Source organism: Pseudomonas sp. 06C 126, from assembly GCF_001855215.1.
Lineage (GTDB): Bacteria > Pseudomonadota > Gammaproteobacteria > Pseudomonadales > Pseudomonadaceae > Aquipseudomonas > Aquipseudomonas proteolytica.
The window spans coordinates 1-24,705 of sequence record NZ_MIFU01000087.1; the positions used below are offsets into that span (position 1 = coordinate 1).

Consider the following 24,705-nt stretch of genomic DNA (forward strand, 5'->3'; position numbering starts at 1 on the left):
GGGCAAGCCCGCTCGCCACAACTGCGCTATCTGCCTGGATTTAGGCGTTGCGGCAAAGTTGTGTAGATACCTATGCCGCGATAGGGCCCCAAGCCCCAGCGAAGCTCTCAACTCTGCTCACTCTCATACCGATCCAACGTATCACTGGCAATCTCACGCCCCAGGGCGATCAGTTCCGGCGCTTTGTAGAATTCAAAAAACCGGCACACGCGCTTGGGCACGTTGATCAGCACATCCGGCGGGTAGCCCGCGATTTTGTACTGGGCCAACGATGTCTGCATCACCTCGAAACTCTGGTTGATCAGATCCAGCAGCGATGCCGGCCCCACGTTGTCGATGATGAACGAACCGGTAGCGGATTTCGGTGCACCAGCGGACTCAGGGGCGGCGGCCGGTTGCTGGGCTTCGGGCTCGGCGCCCTCGAGCCAGGGGTTGATATCAGCGGCTTGCGCCTGCAGCGCTTCCTGTTCCAGCAACAGCAGTTGCTCGGCCTGCTTGCGCCGAAATGGCAGGTGCGAACCCAACGAGCGTACCAGGTTGTCGAAGCGGCTCTTGAACGCCGGCGGGCGCTGGATTACCGGCAGGGTGTAGTGCTTCTGGTTGGTGGCGTTGAGGTTGACCGCAATGATCAGGTCGCAATGGCTCGACACCACCGGCACGATTGGCAGCGGGTTGAGCAGGCCGCCGTCCACCAGCATGCGGTTGCCTTGCATCACCGGGGTAAACAGGCTGGGAATCGCCGCCGAGGCGCGCATGGCCTGGTGCAGGCAGCCTTCCTGAAACCAGATTTCCTGTTGGTTGGTCAGGTCGGTGGCGACGGCGGTGTAGGGAATGCGCAGGTCTTCGATATTGATCTCGCCGACGATCTTGCGGATCTGCCCGAAGACTTTTTCGCCGCGTATCGCGCCCAGGCGAAAACTCACATCCACCAGGCGCAGCACGTCCAGATAGTCCAGGCTTTCGATCCAGTTGCGGTAGTCCTTAAGCTTGCCTGCGGCATAGATCCCGCCGACCACCGCGCCCATGGAGCAGCCGGCGATACAGGCGATTTCATAGCCGCGCTTTTCGATCTCTTCGATCACCCCGATGTGGGCATAACCCCGCGCTCCACCGGAGCCCAGGACCAATGCAACGCGTTTTTTCATGATCGGATCCTTCGCAAAACAGCTGTCCACAATGCACCCAACCAGGGGGCTGCTTCAATCCTAGCTGACAAGAGTGATTATTTTCATAAGCCGAGCTAGTTGCTCGGGTATGCTTTGGCTATCGGCGCTAGGCATTTCAGGCTGTGTGATAAGGCACTTTTCGATGTAGGCAACGTCTACATCCCACGACTGTTTTCTTTTCTTGAGGTGTCATTGATGAAAGCCTGGATGTGTTTGCCTGTGATTGTGTTGGCCCTGGCCGGTTGTGCCGGCAAAACGGCCTATCGCGATAGCTGCGGCAGCCAATTGGACGCGGCGTGGCACGAACTGGATTTGGCCAAGGCTGAAGGTTTCGCCGGCACGGTCAGCTATTCCAAGGCCCTGTCGTTGCTGACTGGCGCCAAGACCCAGCAACAATTCGAAGCGTTCGAAGGGTGCGCCAGCAAAGCGGAAAAAGCCCGTTTCTATATCCGTGAGTCGCGCGCCGGGCGTTGATCCGAGTCAGCGCAACATGCCGGGGTAGTGGTTAAGGTAGTTCCAGACGCCTGTTTTGCGCAGGTACATGGACGTTGTTTATCAGGGGAAGCAGCATGTCGGCGTTGGTGGATCAGTTGGTCACCCAGGTCATTGGCCTGGAAGTCGGATTGTTGAGTTGCCAGGCGCGCCTGGCGGCGGTTACCGATGACGAAGCGCTGCATGACCTGCGCACCACGGTGCGGCGCCTGCGCAGCCTGCTGCGCCCCTTGCGCGGGCTGCCCGGCGTCGAGCAACTGGAAGCGGCCGCCAGCGCAGTCGGCCAATTGACCACGCCGTTGCGCGACCGTGAGGTGCTGGCGGCGTACTTGCAGCAGCACGGTTATCACGACGCTGCGGCGCGGCGTCTGCGCCAGCAGCCACAAACCTATCGGCAGGTGGCGCAAAGCCCGGAAGTCGCACAACTGCTGCTGATCCTGGATGCCTTTCCCCGCTTTATCCGCGCGTCAGATCATCAAAAACTACTCAAGGGGCTGCGGGCGCGCATCGAAAAACGGCTGGCCAAGCAATGGCAGACCCTTGATGCGGCCCTGCACGATCCCGGTCACGACCGCCATCGCCTGCGCTTGTTGATCAAGCGCGTACGTTACGCGGCCGAGGCTTATCCGCAATTGGGGCAATTGCCGGCCAAGGCCATGTCCCGTCTCAAATCCGCCCAAGGCGCACTGGGGGATTGGCATGACTGCTGGCAATGGCTGGCGCAGGCCGAACACCAGGCGGATCTGCAACCTTGTGTTGCAGTCTGGCATCGCACCATGGCCCAGGCCGAAGGCAAGGCGGATCGGGTACTGGATAAGCTGGCGGCGGAGTGTTTCTGAGGCGGCGGCTTATCTGTCTGGGTATTTGGCCGGAATAAGCGCTGTACCTGGCTGGCACGCTGGTTAAGATCGCACAATCGATTTTCTTGATGTGAGGTCGCCATGCGCTTTAGTGATTTGCTCGACGCCGCCCGTAATAACCCGCTGGACGTGTCTATCCCGGCGCAATGGGCCCAGGGCCGCGCCACGTTTGGCGGCCTGGTCGCCGCCTTGCAATACGAAGCCTTGCGCGCCCAGGTGCCGGCAGACCGGCCGTTGCGTTCGTTGGCCGTGACCTTTGTCGGGCCGGTGGCGCCAGACGTCTCTGCCAGCTATCAAGTGGAAGTGCTGCGCGAAGGCAAGGCGGTCAGCCAGTTGCTGGGGCGGGTGGTGCAGGGTGGGGAAGTAATGACCCTGGCACAGGCCAGTTTCGGCGCATCACGGCCTTCGGAGATCGACGTGCCAGCATTGCCCGCGCCAACCTTCAAGCATTGGGACGAATGCCAGGAACTGCCCTATATCAAAGGCGTGACGCCTGAGTTCATGCGCTACCTGGCAATGCGCTGGAGCGTCGGCGGTTTGCCGTTCACGGGCAACAAATCCCGGGAGATGGGCGGCTGGGTGCGTTTGCGCGGGGATGTGAAGGAGGAGCCTTTGACCGAAGCGCATATCCTCGCGCTGGTGGATGCCTGGCCGCCGGCCCTGCTACCGCACCTGAAGCGGCCTGCAGCGGGCAGCACCCTGACCTGGACCATCGAATTCATCCAGCCTCTGGCGCAATTGACGACCCTGGATTGGTGCCAGTACCACGTCGAGATCGAGCATGCCCGCGACGGCTATGGTCATGCCGCTGCGATGTTGTGGGGGCCTGACGGCCAGTTGATCGCCATCAGCCGCCAGACCGTGGTGGTCTTCGCCTGAGCCCGCGTCAGTGGCGGTGGCGCTGACGCCAGGCTTGCCACCAGCCACCATTGAGGACAAAGCGCGCAAAGGTCACGAACTGCTCGACCACCAGGCGCTGTACTGCATCCTTACGATCACTGAACGGCTCGCTGGCCTGGGCTTCCAGGCTATGCCCATGACGTTGCAGGGCCAGGCCGGCCAACACGCCGACCACGCCGATGGCAAAGCTGGCCAAGCTCAGGCTGAACACCCCGGACACAATCAGCAGAAACCCGACGATGAACAGCGGTACTGCAATCAGGTGCAACACCAGGTTGGTCGGGTGCTGATGGTTCTGCGGGTAGGCGCGCCATTGCCAGGCCGGGAGATTGGGGTGACGTTTGCCCATGATGATAAATCCTCTGTCCATTGATACTCGATGAACAGAGTTTAGGTGGGGCGGGCAGGGGCGGCGAATTGGGGTTGGCTATGGGGGTTATAGCCAATTGACGGGTTCAGCCAACGGCAAGCGTTGGCTGAACGGCAGGCAAACCTCACAACTTCAGTTGACCGATCGCCTTGCTCAACTCGCCAGCCAGGGTCGCCAGTTCGTTGCTGGTGGTCGCGGAGTCCACGGTCTGCTGCACGGTGTTTTCTGTGACATCACGGATGCTCACCACCGCACGGTTCATCTCTTCGGCCACATGGCTTTGCTGTTCGGCGGCGACCGCAATCTGCGTGTTGCTCTCGCGCATCTGCGCCACGGCGCTGGTGATTTCCGCGAGTGAGGCGCCGGCTTCCTGGGCCTGCTGCACGCAGTCATCGGCCTTGAACGAGCTTTCCTGCATAAAATCCACCGCATCCCGGGTGCCGGCCTGCAGGGCCGAGACCATGCGCGTGATCTCATCGGTGGAGCTTTGCACGCGCTTGGCCAGGTTGCGCACTTCATCGGCCACCACGGCAAAGCCGCGGCCCATCTCCCCGGCGCGGGCGGCTTCGATGGCAGCGTTGAGGGCCAGCAGGTTGGTCTGTTCGGCGATGCTATGGATCACCCCGACCACGCCGTTGATCTTCTGACTGTCCTCGGCCAGCTTCTGGATCATCTCGGCGGTTTGCTGCACGCCGGTGGACAACCCGGCAATCGAACGCTGGACCCGGGTCACCACTTCCTGGCCGCTGCCGGCCAGCGTGTCGGCGGTCTGTGACAAGTCCCGTGTGGCGCCGGCGTGCTGGGCAATGTGATACACGGTGGCGGTCATTTCATTGATCGCGGTGGCTGCCTGGTCCGTCTCGCTTTGCTGGCCGAGCATGCCGTGCTGGACTTCATTCATGCTGCTGGCCAGGCGCGCGGCGCCGTCGTCCAGCAGTTTGGCGGTGCGCGCGACGGTACTGACCACCCGCTGGTAGCCGGCCTGCATGGCGTTGAACGCGCTGGCCATCTGCCCGACTTCGTCCTTGCAGGCCAGGGGAACGCGGGCCGAGAGGTCGCCGGTTTTTTCTACGTGCAGCATCACGTCTTTCAAGGTGTTGAGTTGGGCGAGCAAAAAGCGGATCAGCAGTTGCGAGGCACAGAGCATCGCCAGCATCAGGATCAGCACCGCCACCGCGTAGTTGGTGAAGCGTTCGGTAAACACCTGGCTCAGGCTCGGCGCATACGCCAGTACGGCGATTTGCTGGCCGTCGGCGCGGGAGATGACCTCGGCGCCCAGCAACGGGTTTTCGCCGAACAGCGGCATAGAGTTGAACTCGACCCAGCCATTGGCCTCGCTGAGGGCGGATAGGTCCTGCTCTGCCAGTTCGGGAGCCAGGCCCCGCTGGAACACCAGCCAGTGCTCGTCCTTGGGCAGCGGCTGCCCCGCCGGCCATGCGCCGAGCAAGCGCCCCTGGGCTTGTGCCGAGGCTTGGGAGGCATGGCTGCGGGCCTGTTGCTCAAGGTGCACGGCATACAGCACCAGCAGCAGCGTGGTGATGAAAGCGACCGCATTCACGGCCCAGAATTTGTACTTCAGCGAGATATTGCTAAGCCAGGCACCCATGGAAGGTTTTCTCTGATAGCGGAAACAGTTTTGGCAAGGTGCCATTATTGTGCCGCTATTCGGAAAAAGGGTGTTGATGTGGGTCAATGCGCCGCGTCAATCCAACGCAGGCAGGCCGAAAAACGCACGGGAGCAGGCGGTGCTGTGTTGGGCCAGGTCTTCCAGGCTTTCTTCGCGGTGCAGGGCCACTTCGCGCAACACCTCCGGCAAGTAGGCTGGCTCATTGCGCCCGTTCTTCGGTTTGGGCCGCAGGGTGCGCGGTAGCAGGTAGGGCGCGTCGCTTTCCAGCATCAGGCGGCCCCGGGGGATTTCCCTGACAAGCGGGTGCAGGTGTGTGCCACGGCGTTCGTCACATATCCAGCCGGTGATACCGATATGCAGGTCCAGATCGAGGTAGCTGAACAGTGCGCGTTGTTCGCCGGTGAAGCAGTGCACCACGGCGGCGGGCAGTTGATCGCGGTAGTCGCGCAGGATCTCCAGCAGGCGCTGGTTGGCGTCCCGTTCATGGAGAAACACCGGCAAGCGCAATTCGACGGCCAATGCCAGGTGGGCTTCGAGGACTTTTTCCTGCTGGGGGCGGGGTGAGAAGTCACGGTTGAAGTCCAGCCCGCATTCACCCACGGCACGCACCCGGTCCTGGCTGAGCAGGTCACGCAGTTGCCGCTCGCTGTCGGCATTCCAGTCGCTGGCGCTATGGGGGTGAATGCCCGCGGTGCTGAACAAGCGTCGGGCGCTTGGATCCAAGCGCTGGCACAGTTCCAGGGCTTGTTCGCTGCCGTGCACGCTGGTGCCGGTGACCACCAGTTGGCCCACGCCGGCGGCATAGGCGCGGTCGAGCACGGCCTGGTGTTTGTCGTCGAAACTGGGGTTGGTCAGGTTGACGCCAATATCAATGAGTTGCATGGTGCTATCTCCGCCTGCGGCCGGAAAGTCTATCAGAGCTGTGGATTTATAAGAAAAGCCAAGAACTACAACGAGTTATCGCTGTCTTTGAACGTCGCAAGTCACACCGTGGTTGGCCGAAGGCCTGCTGCTGTGACACCCTTGCGCCCAAAGTCTGCGCCTCTGGCGCTCTGTTTCTGTCCCCCAATGTGGCGTTTTTCGCGGTGCATGGGGCCTTGTTCTTTCCGGAGAGCGGATGATCCGACCCTCGGCATTGCTCATGGTATGCCTGACGCTACTGCTGCCCAACGCGGCGGTTGCGCGTCTGGACGGGCCGCTGGAAGTGACCAAGCCGGGCAAGGTCCGCGACCTGGCCGAAATCCGCAGCAGTCGCACGTTGCGCGTGCTGGTCAACCAGAGTCGCAACAGCTCCGGTGAAGTCCAGGGCCAGTCAATTGGTGTCGAGTACCATCGCCTGCGGGCCTTCGAACACTACCTCAATGGCCGCGCCCGCGATGGCCAGGAAATCAACCTCAAGATCATTCCCAAGGCCAAGGATCAGTTGCTGGGCGCGCTGGCCCGTGGCGAAGGTGACCTGGTGGCGCCCGGTGAGCTGCTGGATGCGACGGCTGCCCACAAGATCAGCAGCAGTGACCCGATTGCCAGTGACGTGCCGCTGTGGCTGGTGGGTCTCAAGGGCCAGCGGCGGTTTACCCGGTTGGAGCAACTGTCCGGGCGCACCCTGGCCCTGACCACGGGCAGCGCAGCAGGGGAGGCGGTCAACCAGATCAACCAGAAGCTGGCGCTGCGCAAGCTGCCGCCGGTCAAGGTGGAATGGGTGGACCCCAGCCTGGCGGTGGAAGATGTGCTGGAGATGGTCCAGGCCGGGATCTTCCACCTGACCATTGTCGAGCGACCGATTGCCGAGCGCTGGTCGAAGATCCTGCCCAAGTTGCGTTTCGACAAGCAAGTGGCGATCAGTGAGCCGGGTGAGGAGTACTGGTTCGTGCGCCAGGATGCGTCGATGCTGCGGGCGAGCATCGACCGCTTCCTGAAAACCTACAAGACCCCGTCAGACCAGGATGTAGCGTTCCAGCGCATCTATCGGCGCCTCTACCAAGTGCGTTACCCCTTGGCGCGGGCCGATCGCCAGCGCCTCGAAAAGCTGCGCCCGGTCCTGCAAAAACATGCCCGGGAACAGGGCATGGACTGGCTGAACCTGGCGGCCCTGGCCTTCAAGGAATCGTCCCTCAATCCCGCCGCGAAAAGTGGCAGCGGGCCCACAGGCCTGATGCAGATCACCCCGTCGGCCGCCCAGCGTGTGGGGGTCAACAATATCCAGACTCTGGACAGCAATGTGCAGGCAGGGGCGCGCTACCTGGCGCTGATTCGCCGCAAGTTCTTCGCCAGCCCCAAGCTCAACGAGCGCGAACGTATGGCGTTCGTCCTGGCCGCCTACAACATGGGCCCGGAACGGGTGCAGGGCATGCGCGCCGAGGCCAGGCGTCGGGGGTTGAACCCCAATCAGTGGTTCTTCCAGGTGGAGCGTATCGCCATGGAGCAGGTTGGAATGGGTGGCGTCAGCTATGTTAATAGCGTGAACAAGTACTACTTGGCGTTTGATCGGGAACGGGACTCTCTGGAGCCGGTGGCGACCAAGATCGTCTCACGCAAATAATCTAATTAATCGATATTGATTAACGCTATTTTCGGCTTTTATCATTATATAAACTGATTAATATAGCGGCCAACCAACCCCATCATCGAAAAGGATTATCTACATGAGCCCAATGATCAGAAACGTTCTGTCCACCCGTGCAGGCTTCGGCTTGACTGTCCTGCGGATTTTCGTCGGCATCATCTTTGCCGCCCACGGTTCGCAAAAACTCTTTGGCTGGTTCGGCGGTGGTGGCCTGGCGGGCACGGCGCAGTGGATGGAGAGCATCGGCCTGGCCCCAGGTACGCTGATGGCGCTGTTGTCGGGCGGCACTGAGTTCTTTGCCGGCCTGGCGCTGATCATTGGCCTGCTGGCACGCCCAGCGGCGCTGGGTCTGACGATTGTCTCGCTGGTGGCGATATTCTCGGTGCATATCAGCAACGGTTTGTTCATGGCCAACAACGGCTATGAGTTCGCCCTGGCGCTGCTGGGCGGCACGGTGGCGGTCCTGTTCGAAGGTGCTGGCAAACTGTCTGTCGATCGCGCCATCGCCAATTGATCTTGCAGCACACGTGTTAAAGGCCCGCCCGTGCGGGCCTTTTTCGTTGTACGGGATTCTTGACACCGCCCCACCGGCTTCTCTAGGATGCTGCATGCGCCGATTTAAACAGCTAATTGCGGGGCGCCACAGGGACTCACTGCAGCCCCGACAGAAGCCTGCTCCAGGTTTCGAAATACCGCTAAAGCGCTGGTTCGGTGTTGCCTCTCACCTGCCCGCAGACTTTTGAGGCAGAGACACGACACGATGAATGCACTACGACCTCTTGTACGCCTGGCCCCGATCACTGCGGGCCTCACTCAGCGCAACCCTAAAATCCTCCTTGGCGGCAAGCACCAACCGACGCTATTGCGCTACCTGGATGGCTGGCCCCGCCGTACTGGACGCCCTTCGGCTTTCTTGATCCAGTTTGTCGAAGACGGCGAGTCCCTGGCGCGCTTTGCCACGAACAGCTTTGACCTGGCGGTGATCCAGGCGCCCAACGCCGACGATGCCGGTGAGTTCATCCGACACCTGACCCGCGTAGCGCGCCAGGGTTTGATTACCCGCCGCTGACCGCGACGCTCAATAGAACGCCGCGGCGGGTGGATGTTGGCGGCGTCGGTGCGAGATGAGAATCCCCAGCCCCAGCAGGCTCACCATCAACGGAACAGTGACGATAGTGAGCAGGGCTACCGTGCGCTCCAACTGCCGAACGTCCTTGTAGGCTTCCTTCTTCAGGGTGTGAAGTTCCAGGCGCAAGCGCAGGCGTTCTTTGTTCAGCGCCTGCAACAGCGTATTGGAGGAAAGGGCCTGGCTTCCCAGCCTCGATAAAGGCGCGTTGAGCGTCTGCCACTCCTTTTCTGCCTGGTCCAGACGTTGCTCCAGAAGGTTGGCTTTTTTCCGGTAGGACTGCGCGGCCTCGTTGCGCATTCTGTCCAGCAACCCTGGCTGTGGCCCGTCGCTTGCGCGGGGGCTGATAGCGCTTAGTGTGTCAGGCGCCGCCAGGTTATCCAGGGTGTTGAAGACAAACCTGGCGTTGCCCGGACGCTGCGCTTGGTGTCCATTGGCAGTGCGTGCGGCCAGCCAGACGCGGTCACTGAGCAAGTCAGTGTCGGCAACTAGCACCACATGGATATTGGCGGCTTTTTGCAACGTCGCTTTCTGGCCGTTAATGCCGTCAGGAAAGGCGGAGTAGGCGGGTCCCTGTATCCGTGCGGCGATCACACTCGATCGGCCGCGCATGGCGGCTTCGCTGAGCATGGCGTCGAACCCATCCTGTTGGGCGAAGCGTGCGCCATCGAACGTATAGGCTCGCTCCGAGCTCCAGAGCAGGGGAGTGAAGGTGGTGCGGCTTTTTTTCAGGGGCATGAGCGTACCGGAATTCAACAGTGTCACCCTGTCAACGCCCCAACTGCTGATATCGCTCTGCGCCATTGACTCTCGGGTCAGGGTGAGCGCCCCAGGATGGCGTACGGGTGCTTGGCCGTTCGCCACCACTACCGGCGTTGCGTAGAGGCTGTCTGCCAATACCTGGTTCGCTGGCACCTGCACGCCCCATGCGGCGAGCAGGTTTTGCTGGTCAGGGTTCTCGGTGGTTGAGCCCGGTTCATCCAGGGGGTCGATAAACATCAGCAGCTTGCCCCCAGCCAGGACAAATTGATCAATGGCAAAAAGCGCTTGTTCCGGTAGTCGAGCGGGCTGCACCACCATCAAGGTCTTGATGTGCCCGGGGATACGCGAAATGTCGTTGCCCAGGCTCACCAGATTGAACTGAGCGCGGATTTCCTTGAGCAACTGCCAAGGCGGTGTGATTTGCTGATTGCGTTCATCCCGGCTGCCGTCCACGGTTAAGCCGCTGATCAGGCCGATTACTGGCTGTTCCTGGCGTGCGACGTTGTGGACCAAGTGGCTGATCTCATACTCCAGGAAGTTCGCCTGAGCGGGGTCGAAGCGTTCGATTTTCTGAGGTTCATGGTTGGCGCGGGTGCCGATGAGCCCGAACAGCCCCTGCGTTCTATCCAGGCCCAATGACTCGGCCTGGTACTCCTCCTCTGAAAAGGGCTCAGGGTCAATCAGGTGCAGCGTGATGTTGCCTTTTGATGCTCCTTCATAGGCTTTGAGCAGCAGTGCGATGTACGCGCCATGGCTTTTCAATGCTTCACTCTTGCGGGCGTGACTGGCGTTGAAAAAATACACCTCCATGGGGGTTTCAAGCCCCGCGAGCAGGGCCTGCGTCGAAGGCGACAGGGTATGGATTTTTTTCTCTGAGAGGTCCAGGCGGTAGTTGGGCAGCTTCAGTGCCCAAACCAGGTTAAAGGCAAGAAAAAGCAGGACGATGACGATCAACGTCACGCCGAAGTTCATGAGGTTCCTCATGGGGGGTTCCTTTCTCAGCTTTTCCTGAAATTTAAAGTAAGGGTGGTTGCGGTGAGGAACGCAATGATCATGCTTATGAAGTACAACGTGTCATGCAGCGTCAGAAGGCCGCTATCTATCGAGCTGAAACGCATCTGTGGATTGAGTGAAATCAAACTATCGATCAGCCAGATGGGCGCCTGATGGTCCAACATATCCAGAACTAGTGATAACGTGCTTACTGCAAATAGTAGCGCGAGTGTGATCACAAAAATAATCAGACGATTATAGGCCAGTACACAGATGAGGCAGGCGAATGAAAGATAAGCACCTGCCAGTAGCCAACTCCCGATGGACTGAGCCAAGATGGTCGAATTGTCCGCGATGCCCAGATAATTTATGGTAATGACCAATGGGAAGTTCAATAAAATCGTGAGCGCACAGAGTGCCCAGGCGGCCAGGAATTTCCCCAGTGTCAGCTCCAGGGCGGAGACTGGCAGGGTGCTTGTAAAGCAAAATGCATCGTCTTTATGCTCGTTCGCCCAAAGCAGTGTTGAAATAATAGGAATGAAAAAAAGGTAAAGCCAAGGATGGAACTGAAAAAAAGCGTGTAAGTTTTCCGGAGTTTTTTCCAGGAAGTTTCCTACAAACAAGCCGAGCACAGTGTTGGCAACCAAGAAAGTCGCGATGCTTAAGTAAGTGGTCGGGCTCGACAAGTAACTGCTTAGTTGCCGCTTGAATATCACGGGTAGACGTTTCAATTGAGTGCCTCCTGGCTCAAGTGGTGGATGACATCGCTCAGGCGCCCCGGCTCAAGGCTCCAGGTATTGATCTTCCAGCGACGGTTGGCGACCAGGGCATTGACGTGTGGATAGATGATTTGCCCCGGCATCGCGAGCACGGTCACGCTGCCGGCGGTATGCCGGTCTTCCTCTATGCCGGCCACTCCCGGGAGCACGGCCAGCGCCAGCAGGTCGAGGGGGGCATCGGCGGCCAGGGTGATTGCCTGGTAATAGTGCGAATTGCGCTGTAGCTCGCTGACAGGGGCATCGGCCAGCAATCTGCCCTCGGCCATAACCAGCGCCCGTTGACAAATACACGAGAATTCTTCGGGATTGCGCGAGGCGACAATTACCGTCATGTCTTCCGCCAGGGACTGGATGAGCGTCCCGACCTTTTGCTTTTGCAAGGGGTCCAGGCCTGCTGTGGGCTCATCGAGTAACAGCAGCCTGGGGTCATGCAGGATGGCTTGGGCCAGCGCCACTTTGCGTTGGTGCCCCGCAGGAAGGGTGGCGATAGGTGAGTCAAGTACTCGCCAGAGCTCTAGGCGGGTGATTGCCCGATCCACCATCTTGCGCTTTTGCAGGCCACGCAGCCCGCGAACTTCGGCGATGAAACCGAGGAAGTTCTTGACTGTCATGTTGCCGTGGCCGAGTGCCGCTTCAGGTTGATAACCTATTATTTTTTTCGCTCTTATGGGGTGGGTTGAGATATTTGTGTCATGTATTTTTATGGTGCCGGAAGTTGCCTTGATTGCGCCTGAGAGCAATTTGAGTAATGTGCTTTTTCCTGCGCCCTCATGTCCAAACAATCCCAGGCATTCCCGGGAGGTAACGCTGAACGTCAAGTTGTCGATGGCAATCGTCTGTCCTGTTTTTTTTGTTAGATTTGTTATTTCGATCATTGGGCTTTTCTACTTGGTTGTTTGCCGGGGCATGCTGAGTAGACGGGGCTCTATAAGCCAGTGTCTTCGGTTTGAGAATTGCCGAACGTTGTGGGAAAAAGTACTGATCAAGTGTTTAAGGCGCTGCTTTGTTAAAAAATGGTACGTTCAATAGGGGCGTTTGGAAACGCTGAGTCGCTGGAATAAGGTAAGTCCTACATGTGCCTCAATCACTCGCTGAAACAATTGTGTTGTTCTTGGTGATATGTTGATTTTGATTTCATAGATGGCGTGTATATGAAGTACTACCGTAAAGGAGTCCGATACTCATGATGCTTCTGCGTACTCTTGTTCTTGAACATTCTGGTCATGATTCCCCGGTTAACGGTGCATTGCTCTGTTGCTTTGCGGTACCGCAAATCGCTGCGAACTTTCTCGTCTATAGCCTGGACGAAGAGGTCGAGCCTGGGAGTTCGCGGGTCTATATCGCTGCACTGCGCAGAAAGGCCGAGCGGTATTTTCTAGGAGGGGTCGAGTCCAAGGAGAACCTGCAACTGGCGATGAGCGTGCTCAAGCAGATCATCACCCTGGCCACCGCATCCGGGGTCAAGGATGGCAATTGCTCGGCGTCGCAGGTGGCGTATCACTTCATTGACTTGAAGGGCAGCAAGCTACCGACGGCGAGGCCTGAAGATCACCACTCACTGATGATCAAGAAGGTATTGGTGATGAAGGTGATCACTCTGGGGACTTCAGTCATTGGACTGCCTGCGATCGAGAGCGCCGAGTTGATTGTGCCGTCCATCCGTTTCTCGTCAAAAATGGTGTCGCCGCCCAATCCGGCAAATCGTAATGAGGCTGTGACGCAGGAGCCGGACGATGAACCGGCCGTAGTTCTGCCGGCGTTAATCCCTGAGGAGCCATTACCTACTCCGACGAAGGCGCCGCAGCCCGAGGAGCCGGCTCCGCGAGTGCAGGAGCCAGTGGCACCTTCCGAAGCCGCCCCGCCATCCGTGGTGCCGGATCAGGCGACCCTGCATGAGGTGGATACCACACTGACCAATCTTGCCCGGGTGGCGCAAGAGTTGACGCAACAGAAGCGTGCGGCGTTTGAGCAGCAGGAGGAACTTGAGCAGCAGAGAAGCCAGTTGCTACGGGAAAAAAACGCATTGGCGCAGGCCAATCAACAGTTGGCGGCGCTGGAAACTGACTTGCAGCAAAGAACCCTGGCGTTGAAGGGGCGTGAAGAGCAGCAGGCGCAGGTGCAGCAGGCAGAACAACGCCGTCTGGAGGGCTGGGCACGTCAGATCGAAGATGAGTCGTTCAGGCTGCAGGCGCTGGACCGTGCAACCCAGCAACAGGCTGAGCAACTGGCGAGCAGCATGGGGCAGTTATCGGGCCTGAGGGGCGATCTGCAGGCGGTGTTGAATCGCCTGGACGCCACCTTGTTTCCCGAGCAAAAGATCGAGGTGCAGCGCGGCGTGGATGCAGGCAGTTTGCCTGGTCCCGGTTGACCCTGGGAATCAGGCCTGGCTACTTTCTGGCGTTCATTTATTATCAAGGCCGACCAGTTGCCGTCAGGCAGCCAGTGCATCTCTGGTGGGTGTAGCGCTGGTTTGAACCAATGGAAGTTTGCGGGGGATGTGACGCTTTTGAGTACCAAGCTGATTACCAAAGAAGGTCATGAAGCGCTGAAGAAGGAGCTTGATTACCTGTGGCGAGAAAAGCGTCCTGATACCACGCGCAAAGTGACTTGGGCAGCTTCCCTGGGAGACCGCAGCGAGAACGCCGACTACCAGTACAACAAGAAGCTGCTGCGCGAAATCGATCGTCGGGTGCGTTACCTGCGCAAACGCCTGGAAGATATGCGCGTGGTGGAATACATGCCCGAGCAGGAGGGCAAGGTGTTCTTCGGGGCTTGGGTGGATATCGAAAACGAGCAGGGGGAGACCAAGCGTTTTCGAATCGTGGGCTATGACGAGATTTATGAGCGCATGGACTACATTTCCATCGACTCACCCATGGCCAGGGCGTTACTGCGCAAAGAGGTGGACGATGAAGCCATTGTGCAGACGCCAGGCGGTGAAGTGTGCTGGTGGATCACCGGCATCGAGTACATCAAGTAGCAGCCGACTTGCTGGCGATGGCGCCTTTAGTAAGGCCGGCTCCCAGGGGGGAGCCGGCTTTTTTTGTTTCAACCTTCGCGCAATACCGCCAGCGGGCTGGCGTTCAACGCCCGACGCGTACCGAATACCCCGGCACCACCGATCAACACGGCACCAATCAGCGGAAGCACCAGCAGCCACGGATGGGGGTGCCAGACCAGGTCGAAGGCATAGCGATACAGGACCAGCGTCACCAGTTCGGTACCCAGCGCCGCCAGCAGTCCGCTGACCGCACCCAGTAGCCCGAACTCGATGCGCCGGGCCTTGACCAGCAACTTGCGTTCCGCCCCCAGGGCGCGCAACAAGGCGCCTTGGCGGATACGTTCGTCCAGGGTGGCCTGAAGGCCCGAGAACAGCACCGCCATGCCAGCCGCCAGGACAAACAGCAGCACGTACTCCACGGCCAATGTGACCTGGGCCAGGATGCTGCGCAATTGGGCCAGCAGCGCCTCGACCTGCAGGATGGTCACTGCCGGAAAGGCTCGGGACAGGTCGACGATCTGCTGGTCATGGCCGGCGGCCAGATAAAAGCTGGTCAGGTAGGTGGCCGGCAGGTCCTTGAGGGTGCCCGGTTGGAAGATCATGAAGAAGTTGGGTTGGAAGTTGTCCCAGTTGATCTCCCGCAGGCTGGTGACGCGGGCCTCACGGTTTTCCCCGCCAACGGTGAAGATCAGGTGGTCGTTGAGCTTGAGCTTGAGGCTGTCGGCGACCTTGGCCTCGACCGACACGCCTGGTATGGCATCGCCCGGCTGATCAGACCACCAGGTGCCTGATGTGAGGGTGTTGCCTGGGGGCAGGTTGGCGGCCCAGGTCAGGCTCAGGTCCCTTTGTATCGCACGATCGCCACTGGAGTCCTTGCTGACAATTTCCTGCACCGGCTCGCCGTTGATGCTGATCAGGCGTCCCGGTACCACGGGATACAAGGGCGCTGCCTGCGCCTGCAGTTCAAGCAGGCGGGCACCGAAGGCGTCCTTGTCGGCCGGGAGGATGTTGAGGGCGAAATAGTTGGGAGCATCCTTTGGCAACTGGTTCTGCCAGGTGTCCAGCAACTCGCCACGCAGCAAGGCGATCAAACCCATCGATAGCAGGATCAGGCCAAACGCCAGGGACTGGCCCGCCGCGGCCAATGGGTGGCGTAACAACTGGCCCAGCCCCAGGCGCCAGGGCAGGGCGGCGCGTGCCAGCAGGCGGCGCAGGCTTTGCAACAACAGCAGGAGCAGGCCCCCGAGGATCAACGCGGCGATAACCCCACCGCCCAGTAGGGCGAAGGTCAGCACCAGGTCCAGGCTCAGGCGCCACATGATCAGGCCCAGGGCAAACAACGCGGCCCCATACACCATCCAGGTACTGGAGGGGATCGGCAGCAAGTCGCGCCGCAATACCCGCAGCGGCGGCACTCGGCCCAGGGCCGCCAGAGGGGGCAGGGCAAAACCGGCCAGGGCCACCAGCCCGGTACCGATGCCGGCTACGGCGGGTAGCAGCTCACCCGGCGGCACGTCTGCCGGCAGCAGGTCGTGCAACAGGTAAAACAGCCCCAACTGTGCGAGCCAGCCCAGTGCCGCACCGGCAAGGCTGGCCAGCAAGCCCAGGACAGTCAGCTGCAGGCTGAACAACAGCATGGTTTCCCGGCGCGACAGGCCCAGGCAGCGCAACAGTGCGCTGGCGTCGAAGCGGCGGCTGGCAAAGCGGTTCGCCGACAGCGCCACGGCCACCCCGGACAGCAGCACGGCAACCAGGCTGGCCATGTTCAGGTAGCGCTCGGCCTTGCCCAAGGCACCCCCGATCTGCTGGTTGCCGTCCCGTGCGTCCTGCAGGCGCTGGTTGGCGGCCAGCCCCGGCGTTATCTGGTCGCGATAGGTCTGCAGGGCGGTACTGGCTGGCGGCGCGCGCCACAGCTCGCGGTAGCTGACCCGGCTGCCCGGCTGCACTACGCCGGTGGCCTCAAGGTCAGCCAGGTTGATCATCACCCGAGGGGTGAGGCTATAGAAGTTGCCCGCCCGATCCGGCTCATAGGTGAGGACGCGCGCCAGGCGCAGGGTTTTCATGCCCACGTCGATGCTGTCGCCGACTTTCAGGTCCAGTGCTGTCAGCAGACGTGCCTCGACCCAGGCTTCACCGGCTTTCGGCCCGCCGCCCGAGGTTTCTTCGGCGAACGGTTCGGCCGCGCTTTTCAGTTGGCCGCGTAGCGGGTATTGCTCGTTGACTGCCTTGATGCTCGACAGCTGAATGCCGTTGTCGGTGGCGATGACGCTGGAAAACTCCACCACCCTGGCGTGCGTCAGGCCCAGTTGCGTGCCGCTGGTGACCTGCTCGGAACGGGCAGGGGAGCTGCCCTCCAGCACCAGGTCGGCGCCGAGGAACTCGGTGGCGCGCAGTAGCATCGCGCCGTTGAGCCGCGCCCCGAAATAACCGATGGCGGTGCTGGCGGCCACGGCCACCAGCAGGGCGAAGAACAACACGCGCAATTCACCGGCGCGGGCATCGCGCAATAACTGGCGTAGGGCAAGGCTGAACAGGCGCAACAGCGGCAAACGTGCCATCAAGGCTCCAGGGGCTCGACCATCAGGCCGGCTTCAAGGCGGATCAGGCGTCGGCAGCGATGGGCCAGGCGCTCGTCGTGGGTCACCAGCACCAGGGTGGTACCGTTTTCTTTATTGAGTTCAAACAGCAGGTCGCTGATGCGCTCGCCGGTGTGGCTGTCGAGGTTGCCGGTGGGTTCATCGGCAAACAGCACGTCCGGCTCGGCCGCGAACGCCCGGGCAATCGCCACGCGTTGCTGCTCGCCGCCGGAGAGCTGGCGGGGTGAATGGGTCAGGCGCTGGCCCAGGCCGACACGTTCGAGCAAGTGCCTGGCGCGCTCGCGGGCGTCTTTGCGCCCGTCCAGCTCCAGGGGCAGCATGACGTTTTCCAGGGCATTGAGGCTGTCGAGCAACTGGAACGACTGGAACACAAAGCCGACGTGTTCAGCGCGGATACGTGCCCGTTGATCCTCGTCCAGGACGCTCAGGGCCTGGCCGGCGAGGGTCACTTCACCGCTGCTGGGCAGGTCGAGCCCGGCCAGCAGGCCAAGGAGCGTGGATTTTCCGGAACCGGAGCTGCCGACGATAGCCAGGCTATCGCCCTTGTTCAGTTCCAGGCTCAGTTCGTGCAGGATGGTCAGTTCACCTTCCGCGCTGGGAACCACTTTGCTAAGGTTCTGCGCGGTGAGAATGCATGCGCCCATGGAGAATCCGATGCGAATATGGTTTTTGAGTGCTGGCCTGGCCCTGATGTGCATGGCCCAGAACGCAGCGGCGGGTACTGTCCTGATCGTTGGCGATAGTATCAGTGCCGGTTTCGGCCTGGATACCAGCAAAGGGTGGGTCGCACTGCTGGAGCAACGCCTCAAGAAGGAGGGTTTCGCCGATAAAGTGGTCAACGCCTCCATCAGCGGCGACACCAGTGCCGGAGGCTTGGCGCGGCTGCCGGCGGCGCTTGCAGAGCATAAGCCCGACGTGGTGGTTATCGAGTTGGGGGGGAACGACGGCTTGCGTGGGCAGCCGCCTGCGCAATTGCAACAAAATCTTGCGTCGATGATTGACCAGTCCAAGGCCGGTGGCGCCAAGGTGTTGCTGCTGGGGATGCAGTTGCCGCCCAATTATGGCCCGCGATATACCACTGCGTTTGCCCAAGTCTATGGTGCGCTGGCCAAGGAAAAAAACGTTCCGCTGGTGCCGTTTTTCCTTGAGGGCGTGGGCGGTCATCCGGACATGATGCAGGCCGATCAACTGCACCCGGCAGTCGGTGCCCAGGCCAAGTTGCTGGAAAATGTCTGGCCAACGCTAAAACCGCTGTTATGACGCTTTTCTAGCAGCGGTCTTTCGGCTAAGGTGGCGCCCCCGATTTGGAGCCCCCGATGTCGTCGCGTCCTGCCTGGTCCTTGTTTGCCTACCAACTGATCGAGCCCGACGAGCAGCTGGATCTGTTCGCCTGCCAGGAAGTGAAGGTGCATCTGGTGACGCGCCAGTTGGAGCTGGGCGGTACCATCGATCGCACGCTCTGCGGCACATTGCTGCCGGCCCAGCCACGCTGGTCTTCGGTGGATCGTTCGATCTTCCAGGACCAGCGCCTCTGCCCCTTGTGCCGGGCGATTCTCGAATCGCAAAAGCGGGGTACGCCGCCTATCTGGCCTGAACTGCGCTTCGAGCTTTAAGGGCAGGTACACGCTACAATCGCCATTTTACCCCCGTCGATCTGCGAAGGATTTTCCGGATGTTGTCGCGCCTGCCTGTCGTCACCCGCTGCCTGTCTCTCGCTGCCTTGTGTGCAGCCGGTCCTGTTGCGGCCCTGCAACTGCCCCTGCCACCACCGGGTGAAGACATTGTCGGCCAGGTCCAGGTGATCAAGGCCAAGTACGAAGACACCTTTGCCGACCTGGGGGTGACTTATGACCTGGGCTATTCGGAGATGGTTGCGGCCAACCCCGGCGTCGATGCCTGGTTGCCGGGTGCCGGGGCCGAGATTGTGCTGCCGACCCGTTTCATTTTGCCGCCGGGTCCCCGGGAGGGCATCGTGATCAACCTGGCCGAGTACCGCTTGTACTATTACCCCAAGGGCCAGGACGTGGTGTACACCTTCCCGCTTGGAATCGGTCGTGAAGGCTGGGGCTCGCCGATTGCCCATACCAGCATCATCGCCAAGACTCCCAATCCGACCTGGACCCCGCCAGCGTCAATCAAGGCCGAGCACGCTGCCGACGGCGACCCGTTGCCCAACGTGGTGCCGGCAGGTCCCGACAACCCCCTGGGGCCGTTCAAGTTCACCCTGGGCACGCCGGGCTACCTGATTCATGGTTCCAACAAGAAGTTCGGCATTGGTACCCGTACCAGCCATGGCTGCTTCCGCATGTTCAACAACAACGTGCTGGAGATGGCCAAGATGGTCCCGGTGGGCACGCCTGTGCGAATCATCAATGATGCCTACAAGTTCGGCATCAGCGGCGGCAAGGTCTACCTCGAAGCCCATGCGCCATTGAACGACGATGGCACGCCGTCGGTGGTCGACAAGCACACGGCAGTCATCAATGCGATGCTCAAGCGCGAAGACCTGGCCAACAACCTGCGGGTCAACTGGGATGAAGTGCGTGATGTCGTCGCGGCCGAAGATGGCTTGCCGGCGCAGATCGGCGAGCCGGGAGCGGCGCCGATGGTCACCAGCATGCCGGTCGATTTGCAGCAGTAACACCTGCCGTCAATCGAAGCCCGCCATGGATTGCTCCTGGCGGGCTTTTTATTGCCTTGGATCCATAGCTGAATCCCAGGCAATAAAAAGCCGATCCAAAAATGGATCGGCTTGATAACAACCCCGAAGGATTATTACTTGCGGCTAGCTTTTTCAAGCATACGCAGAGCGCGCTCGTTAGCTTCGTCAGCAGTCTGTTGTGCTTTTTGAGCAGCAGCCAGAGCTTCATCAGCTTTACGGTAGGCTTCGTCTGCACGGGCCTGGGAGCGAGCTGCTGCGTCTTCAGTTGCAGTCAGACGAGCTTCGGTTTCTTTGGAGACGCTGCTGCAACCGGTAGCCAGAACTGCGGCCAGAGCCAGAGCAGAGAATTTCAGAACGTTGTTCATCGTGTTCCCCTTCAAGGACTTTCTATTTAATGGCTACTATCTCAGAGTGAGCTAATAGCCGGCGTACATACTACCCATTACTTGTAGTAAGTAAACTGACGTAGCGCAAGAAGCAAAAAAAATTCTTGTGCCGAATCTATTTTGGCTAATCTTTAGCGAGTTTGTATAAAAAATATCCAGTTTTTGCTGCGCAGGCAAACATTGGATCCAGGCTGAAAGCACCGCCTGGCAAGTGTTAAACGTTGTAAGCCGATGTCAATTTATATATCTGCGCAAATACTATTGTTCAGATTGCCCGGGCGCTGACGGGCATCTTTCGCGCATGTAGAGGTGACTTTAAAAGCGTCGGTTCGTCTCAAGCTTCAACTGCCGGCAATGTTCAGGCTATCGACCATCGGATGTTCGATCAGCCCTTTCTATGTCCGCCAGCCTGATGGATGACGAGCGTCCCTTGAGCAATGACAGGATTGGTGCCTACTATTCCTTGGTGCGGGGCGTGAGTGCTGTAGGGCTTTTCTCGTTGTCGAAACCGGCACGGGGTGGCGTAGATGTTCCTTCGCCGGAAAAACATCGGTAAGGTAGGGGTCAGAAACCAAGACCCGCGAGGAGTAGTGATGAGCGAGGCGTTGTCCATCCACCATGACCAGGCTGGTCATCAGTTCGAGACCAATGTGGACGGTCATCGTGCCTATCTGACCTACATGGACCTGGGGAAACAGACCCTGGATATCTACCGCACGTTTGTGCCCAATGCCCTGCGTGGGCGCGGCATTGCTGCTGCGCTGACCGAAGAGGCGCTGCAATACGCCGAGAGCATGGGTTATACGGTGATCCCGTCCTGTTCCTATGTGGAGCGCTACATGGAGCGCCACCAGCGCCATGCCGCGAAGCTGTGAAAGCAAATATGCGCACATAAAAAAACGCCGGGCTTAGCCCGGCGTTTTTGTGTGCGTCAGGTACGTTTGCGCTTGGGCAATACGTCCTTGAGCTTGGCGTGCATGCTGCGCAGGGTGGTCTCGGTGGCAGACCAGTCGATGCAGGCATCGGTGATCGACACGCCGTATTGCAGGTCGGCCAGATCTTTTGGAATCGCCTGGCAACCCCAGTTCAGGTGACTCTCGACCATCAGGCCGATAATCGACTGGTTGCCTTCCAGGATCTGGTTGGCCACGTTCTCCATCACCAGCGGTTGCAGTGCCGGATCTTTATTGGAATTGGCGTGACTGCAATCAACCATGATGTTTGGCTTGATCTTCGCCTTGGTCAGCGCCTGTTCGCACAAGGCCACGCTGACCGAATCGTAGTTGGGCTTGCCATTACCGCCACGCAGTACTACGTGGCCATAGGCGTTGCCCTTGGTGGTGACGATGGACACGCCACCTTCCTGGTTGATCCCCAGGAAACGATGCGGGCTGGAAACCGACTGCAAGGCGTTGATCGCCACGGTCAGGCCGCCATCGGTACCGTTCTTGAAACCCACGGCCGAGGACAGGCCAGAGGCCATTTCGCGGTGGGTTTGCGATTCGGTGGTACGTGCACCGATCGCCGACCAGCTGATCAGGTCTTGCAAGTACTGCGGGGAAATCGGGTCCAGGGCTTCGGTGGCCGTGGGCAGGCCCATTTCAGCCAGGTCCAGCAGCAACTTGCGGCCAATATGCAAGCCGTCCTGAATCTTGAACGAGTCGTCCAGGTACGGATCGTTGATCAGGCCTTTCCAGCCGACGGTAGTACGCGGCTTCTCGAAATACACGCGCATCACCAGGTACAGGGTGTCGGACACTTCCGCAGCCAGCACCTTGAGGCGTTCGGCGTACTCATGGGCAGCCTTGAGGTCGTGGATCGAGCAAGGGCCGATCACCACGAACAGGCGGTGGTCAGTGCCGTCGAGGATGTCACGAATGACTTCGCGGCCCTTGGTGACAGTCTGCAGGGCAGCGTCGCTCAAAGGGATTTCGCGCTTGAGCTGATCGGGCGTGATCAGGGTCTCGTTGGATTCGACGTTTAGGTCGTTGATCGGTAAATCAGCCATCGTGTTACTCGTCAGGGTCACGGGTGCCGGCCGCCAGCGAACCCCGTGCGGCGGAGCACAGCATGATTTAAATGCAGCGGGGAGCCGAACCTTAGCGCGTACAAGCCTGCTCGACAATGGGCAATTGCGCGTGTTGTCGTGTGGCCTGATAGTGTGTTGCCTGGTTAAAGGTGGTGGTGCGGATCGAGTGAAAGCGTTTGAATTGACGGATTTGGATATCGACCAGCAGTTGCTGGCGCTGCCTGGTGCTTCGCTGCTGGTGTTTACCAGTGTCGGCTGTTCCAGTTGCCGTTGGGCGCGCCAGCAGCTACCCGGCTGGAATCTGCCGGTGGCGCGCATCTGCTGGGTCGACGCTGGGCACAATGGCGGCGCGGTTGCGCGCTACGGGATCTTTCATTTGCCGGCTTTATTTGTAGTGTGCGAGGGTCAACTCCACGGCGCACTACAGGTGGGCCTGAACCCGAGTGACCTCAGCGACGCTATAAATGAGGCGCTCCAACAAGAACCAGAGGAGTTGCCATGACGAGTGCAGTTGAACCTGGGCCGCGCATTGGGATTATCGGCACCGGTGCCATCGGTGGTTTTTACGGGTTGATGCTGGCACGTGCCGGTTTTGACGTGCATTTCCTGTTGCGCAGCGAATATGCGGCGGTGAGTGAGCGTGGCTTGCAACTCAATAGTTCGGTGCATGGGGCCTTGAGCCTGCACCCGGTCCAGGCCTATGCCAATGCGGCCGACATGCCGCCTTGCGACTGGCTGCTGGTGGGCACCAAAACCACCGGCAACGTTGAGCTGGCACCGACCATTGCCCAGGTGGCGGCGCCGGATGCCAAGGTCGTGCTGTTGCAAAATGGCCTGGGTGTCGAGGACGGCCTGCGCGAACATTTGCCTGAGTCCCTGCATTTGCTCGGCGGGCTTTGTTATATCTGCGTGCACCGTTCCGGGCCGGGGATCGTCGAGCACCAGGCCATGGGCCGGGTCAGTCTTGGCTATCACAGTGGCAATGCCGCACAGGATGCAGACCGCCGCCAGGCGATTGTGGAGGAGGGCGCCGGGCTGTTCCGCCAGGCCGGGATCGACTCCCAGGCCATGCCTGACCTGGACCAGGCACGCTGGCATAAGCTGGTGTGGAATGTGCCATACAACGGCCTGTCGGTGCTGCTCGGTGCCAATACCTCGGAGTTGATGGCTGACCAATCCAGCCGGGAATTGATCCAGGGCCTGATGGCCGAAGTGGTGCAAGGCGCCCATGCATGCGGCCATGAAATCGCACCTGGCTACGCCGCGCAGATGTTCAACATGACCGAGCGTTTGACGGACTATTGGCCCAGCATGTATCACGATCATCTGCACCAGCGCCCCCTGGAACTGGCTGCGATCTACGCCCGTCCGCTGGCTGCCGCCCAGGCCGCCGGCTGTGAAATGCCGCGGATGCAGGCGCTGTATCAAGCCTTGGGCTTTATTGATCGACGCAACGGCTGAGGAACAGACATGGCCAAAGGCATGAGCGACAAACTGGTACTGGCGATTTCCTCGCGGGCACTGTTCGACCTGGGCGAAAGCCACAAGGTTTATCTGGCCCAGGGCGTCGAGGCGTACCGCAAGTACCAGATCGACCACGAGGAAGAAATCCTTGAGCCCGGGGATGCGTTCCCTCTGGTCAAGAAGCTCCTGACCCTCAATGCCAGCCTGGGCCGCGCGCGGGTCGAGGTGGTGCTGGTGTCGCGCAACAGTGCCGATACCGGTTTGCGCGTGTTCAATTCGATCCAGCATTACGGCCTGGATATTTCCCGCGCGGCCTTTGTCGGTGGGCGCAACCCCCACCCTTACCTGGCGGCGTTTGGCTGCCACCTGTTCCTCTCCACCCATGCCGAAGATGTGCGCAGCGCACTGGATGCCGGTTTTGCGGCTGCGACCATTCTGTCTGGCGGCGCCCGCCGGGCTTGCAGTGCCGAATTGCGGATTGCCTTCGATGGCGATGCGGTGCTGTTTTCCGACGAGTCCGAGCGCGTCTACCAGAGCGGCGGCCTGGAAGCCTTCCAGGCCAGCGAGCGGCAAGCGGCCCGCGAACCGCTGCGCGGCGGGCCATTCAAAGGGTTCCTGGCCGCCCTCAATCTGTTGCAACGTGAGTTCCCCGATGAGTCCTGCCCGATCCGCACGGCGTTGGTGACGGCGCGTTCGGCCCCGTCCCACGAACGGGTGATCCGTACGTTGCGCGAGTGGGACATCCGCCTGGATGAGTCGCTGTTTCTTGGCGGCCTGGAAAAATCCGCGTTCCTTGAGGCGTTCGCCGCCGACGTGTTTTTTGACGACCAGGCCGGCCATTGCGAGAAAGCCAGGGAGGTTGTGGCCACCGGGCATGTGCCCCATGGCGTGAGCAATGAGCCAAAAGTCCAGGTCCAGAGCTAAGTTC

26 protein-coding genes are annotated in these 24,705 nt (G+C 60.1%); 15 read left to right on the plus strand and 11 right to left on the minus strand.

What is annotated here, in order from left to right; genetic code table 11:
• Positions 1–107: 107 nt before the first annotated feature.
• The gene (locus BHC62_RS15370) at positions 108–1,145 is read right to left on the minus strand and encodes a patatin-like phospholipase family protein (RefSeq protein WP_029300796.1); all 1,038 of its coding nucleotides are present in this window, start codon (positions 1,143–1,145) and stop codon (positions 108–110) included.
• A gap of 216 nt (positions 1,146–1,361) precedes the next feature.
• On the opposite strand from BHC62_RS15370, the gene BHC62_RS15375 reads away from it, so the two are divergent.
• From BHC62_RS15375 to BHC62_RS15385, 3 genes are all read left to right on the plus strand, one after another.
• Positions 1,362–1,640, plus strand: coding sequence for a hypothetical protein (locus BHC62_RS15375; RefSeq protein ID WP_029300795.1), 279 nt, complete (start codon positions 1,362–1,364; stop codon positions 1,638–1,640).
• A gap of 95 nt (positions 1,641–1,735) precedes the next feature.
• A complete protein-coding gene (locus BHC62_RS15380) occupies positions 1,736–2,497 on the plus strand; it encodes a CHAD domain-containing protein (RefSeq protein ID WP_070995441.1) in 762 nt (253 codons plus the stop codon).
• Between the two features lie 102 nt (positions 2,498–2,599).
• Positions 2,600–3,397, plus strand: coding sequence for an acyl-CoA thioesterase II (locus BHC62_RS15385; RefSeq protein ID WP_029300793.1), 798 nt, complete (start codon positions 2,600–2,602; stop codon positions 3,395–3,397).
• Positions 3,398–3,404: 7 nt separating this feature from the next.
• Here BHC62_RS15385 and BHC62_RS15390 read toward each other — a convergent pair whose 3' ends face one another.
• From BHC62_RS15390 to BHC62_RS15400, 3 genes are all read right to left on the minus strand, one after another.
• Entirely contained in the window at positions 3,405–3,767 is a 363-nt protein-coding gene (locus BHC62_RS15390) for an Mpo1-like protein (RefSeq protein WP_070995442.1), read from the minus strand.
• A gap of 145 nt (positions 3,768–3,912) precedes the next feature.
• A complete protein-coding gene (locus BHC62_RS15395; RefSeq protein WP_029297948.1) occupies positions 3,913–5,394 on the minus strand; it encodes a methyl-accepting chemotaxis protein in 1,482 nt (493 codons plus the stop codon).
• Positions 5,395–5,490: 96 nt separating this feature from the next.
• A complete protein-coding gene (locus tag BHC62_RS15400; protein WP_070995443.1) occupies positions 5,491–6,297 on the minus strand; it encodes a TatD family hydrolase in 807 nt (268 codons plus the stop codon).
• A gap of 235 nt (positions 6,298–6,532) precedes the next feature.
• On the opposite strand from BHC62_RS15400, the gene BHC62_RS15405 reads away from it, so the two are divergent.
• From BHC62_RS15405 to BHC62_RS15415, 3 genes are all read left to right on the plus strand, one after another.
• Positions 6,533–7,954: a transglycosylase SLT domain-containing protein gene (locus BHC62_RS15405; RefSeq protein WP_029297952.1), complete on the plus strand. Its 1,422-nt coding sequence runs from the start codon at positions 6,533–6,535 to the stop codon at positions 7,952–7,954.
• A 103-nt stretch (positions 7,955–8,057) separates the two neighbouring features.
• On the plus strand, positions 8,058–8,492 hold the full coding sequence (locus BHC62_RS15410) for a DoxX family protein (protein ID WP_029297954.1): 435 nt from the start codon (positions 8,058–8,060) through the stop codon (positions 8,490–8,492).
• A gap of 246 nt (positions 8,493–8,738) precedes the next feature.
• Positions 8,739–9,047, plus strand: coding sequence for a hypothetical protein (locus BHC62_RS15415; protein WP_029297956.1), 309 nt, complete (start codon positions 8,739–8,741; stop codon positions 9,045–9,047).
• A gap of 9 nt (positions 9,048–9,056) precedes the next feature.
• On the opposite strand, the gene BHC62_RS15420 is transcribed toward BHC62_RS15415, so the two are convergent.
• Genes BHC62_RS15420 through BHC62_RS15430 form a run of 3 tightly spaced genes read right to left on the minus strand, consistent with a single transcriptional unit; the run spans position 9,057 to position 12,513 of the window.
• Positions 9,057–10,850, minus strand: a complete 1,794-nt coding sequence (locus BHC62_RS15420) for a Gldg family protein (protein WP_070995444.1) — start codon at positions 10,848–10,850, stop codon at positions 9,057–9,059.
• A gap of 14 nt (positions 10,851–10,864) precedes the next feature.
• On the minus strand, positions 10,865–11,590 hold the full coding sequence (locus tag BHC62_RS15425; RefSeq protein ID WP_070995445.1) for an ABC transporter permease: 726 nt from the start codon (positions 11,588–11,590) through the stop codon (positions 10,865–10,867).
• On the minus strand, positions 11,587–12,513 hold the full coding sequence (locus BHC62_RS15430) for an ABC transporter ATP-binding protein (protein WP_071610040.1): 927 nt from the start codon (positions 12,511–12,513) through the stop codon (positions 11,587–11,589). The genes BHC62_RS15425 and BHC62_RS15430 overlap by 4 nt, the downstream gene beginning before the upstream one ends.
• Before the next feature lie 308 nt (positions 12,514–12,821).
• Between BHC62_RS15430 and BHC62_RS15435 the strand changes: the two genes are divergently transcribed.
• Together BHC62_RS15435 and greB are read left to right on the plus strand one after the other, a co-directional pair.
• The gene (locus tag BHC62_RS15435) at positions 12,822–14,006 is read left to right on the plus strand and encodes a hypothetical protein (protein WP_070995447.1); all 1,185 of its coding nucleotides are present in this window, start codon (positions 12,822–12,824) and stop codon (positions 14,004–14,006) included.
• A gap of 138 nt (positions 14,007–14,144) precedes the next feature.
• Positions 14,145–14,618 (plus strand): transcription elongation factor GreB, encoded by a 474-nt coding sequence (greB, locus tag BHC62_RS15440; RefSeq protein WP_029297967.1) that lies wholly within the window; start codon positions 14,145–14,147, stop codon positions 14,616–14,618.
• Positions 14,619–14,686: 68 nt separating this feature from the next.
• On the opposite strand, the gene BHC62_RS15445 is transcribed toward greB, so the two are convergent.
• Both BHC62_RS15445 and BHC62_RS15450 read right to left on the minus strand, forming a co-directional pair.
• Entirely contained in the window at positions 14,687–17,197 is a 2,511-nt protein-coding gene (locus tag BHC62_RS15445; RefSeq protein WP_070995448.1) for an ABC transporter permease, read from the minus strand.
• Positions 17,197–17,880 (minus strand): ABC transporter ATP-binding protein, encoded by a 684-nt coding sequence (locus BHC62_RS15450; protein ID WP_029297972.1) that lies wholly within the window; start codon positions 17,878–17,880, stop codon positions 17,197–17,199. Before BHC62_RS15450 ends, BHC62_RS15445 begins: the two co-directional genes overlap by 1 nt.
• 10 nt (positions 17,881–17,890) lie before the next feature.
• Here BHC62_RS15450 and BHC62_RS15455 point away from each other — a divergent pair, with 10 nt between their 5' ends.
• From BHC62_RS15455 to BHC62_RS15465, 3 genes are read left to right on the plus strand one after another with little or no spacing between them, the layout of a single operon-like run.
• Positions 17,891–18,496, plus strand: a complete 606-nt coding sequence (locus tag BHC62_RS15455; RefSeq protein ID WP_070995449.1) for an arylesterase — start codon at positions 17,891–17,893, stop codon at positions 18,494–18,496.
• 56 nt (positions 18,497–18,552) lie between these two features.
• Positions 18,553–18,849 carry a hypothetical protein gene (locus tag BHC62_RS15460; protein WP_029297976.1) on the plus strand — a complete coding sequence of 99 codons (297 nt, stop codon included), beginning with the start codon at positions 18,553–18,555 and terminating at the stop codon, positions 18,847–18,849.
• Between the two features lie 59 nt (positions 18,850–18,908).
• Complete coding sequence (locus tag BHC62_RS15465) at positions 18,909–19,877, plus strand: L,D-transpeptidase family protein (RefSeq protein ID WP_029297978.1); 969 nt, start codon at positions 18,909–18,911, stop codon at positions 19,875–19,877.
• 134 nt (positions 19,878–20,011) lie between these two features.
• Here BHC62_RS15465 and oprI read toward each other — a convergent pair whose 3' ends face one another.
• The gene (oprI, locus tag BHC62_RS15470) at positions 20,012–20,263 is read right to left on the minus strand and encodes an outer membrane lipoprotei OprI (protein ID WP_003172710.1); all 252 of its coding nucleotides are present in this window, start codon (positions 20,261–20,263) and stop codon (positions 20,012–20,014) included.
• Positions 20,264–20,877: 614 nt separating this feature from the next.
• Between oprI and BHC62_RS15475 the strand changes: the two genes are divergently transcribed.
• Positions 20,878–21,159, plus strand: a complete 282-nt coding sequence (locus BHC62_RS15475) for a GNAT family N-acetyltransferase (protein WP_029297992.1) — start codon at positions 20,878–20,880, stop codon at positions 21,157–21,159.
• A 56-nt stretch (positions 21,160–21,215) separates the two neighbouring features.
• On the opposite strand, the gene BHC62_RS15480 is transcribed toward BHC62_RS15475, so the two are convergent.
• Positions 21,216–22,292: a 3-deoxy-7-phosphoheptulonate synthase gene (locus tag BHC62_RS15480; RefSeq protein WP_029297994.1), complete on the minus strand. Its 1,077-nt coding sequence runs from the start codon at positions 22,290–22,292 to the stop codon at positions 21,216–21,218.
• 145 nt (positions 22,293–22,437) lie between these two features.
• On the opposite strand from BHC62_RS15480, the gene BHC62_RS15485 reads away from it, so the two are divergent.
• From BHC62_RS15485 to BHC62_RS15495, 3 genes are read left to right on the plus strand one after another with little or no spacing between them, the layout of a single operon-like run.
• A complete protein-coding gene (locus tag BHC62_RS15485) occupies positions 22,438–22,815 on the plus strand; it encodes a hypothetical protein (protein ID WP_029297997.1) in 378 nt (125 codons plus the stop codon).
• The gene (locus BHC62_RS15490) at positions 22,812–23,774 is read left to right on the plus strand and encodes a putative 2-dehydropantoate 2-reductase (RefSeq protein ID WP_070995450.1); all 963 of its coding nucleotides are present in this window, start codon (positions 22,812–22,814) and stop codon (positions 23,772–23,774) included. The genes BHC62_RS15485 and BHC62_RS15490 overlap by 4 nt, the downstream gene beginning before the upstream one ends.
• A 9-nt stretch (positions 23,775–23,783) precedes the next feature.
• A complete protein-coding gene (locus BHC62_RS15495) occupies positions 23,784–24,701 on the plus strand; it encodes a 5'-nucleotidase (protein ID WP_029298003.1) in 918 nt (305 codons plus the stop codon).
• Positions 24,702–24,705 lie beyond the last annotated feature (4 nt).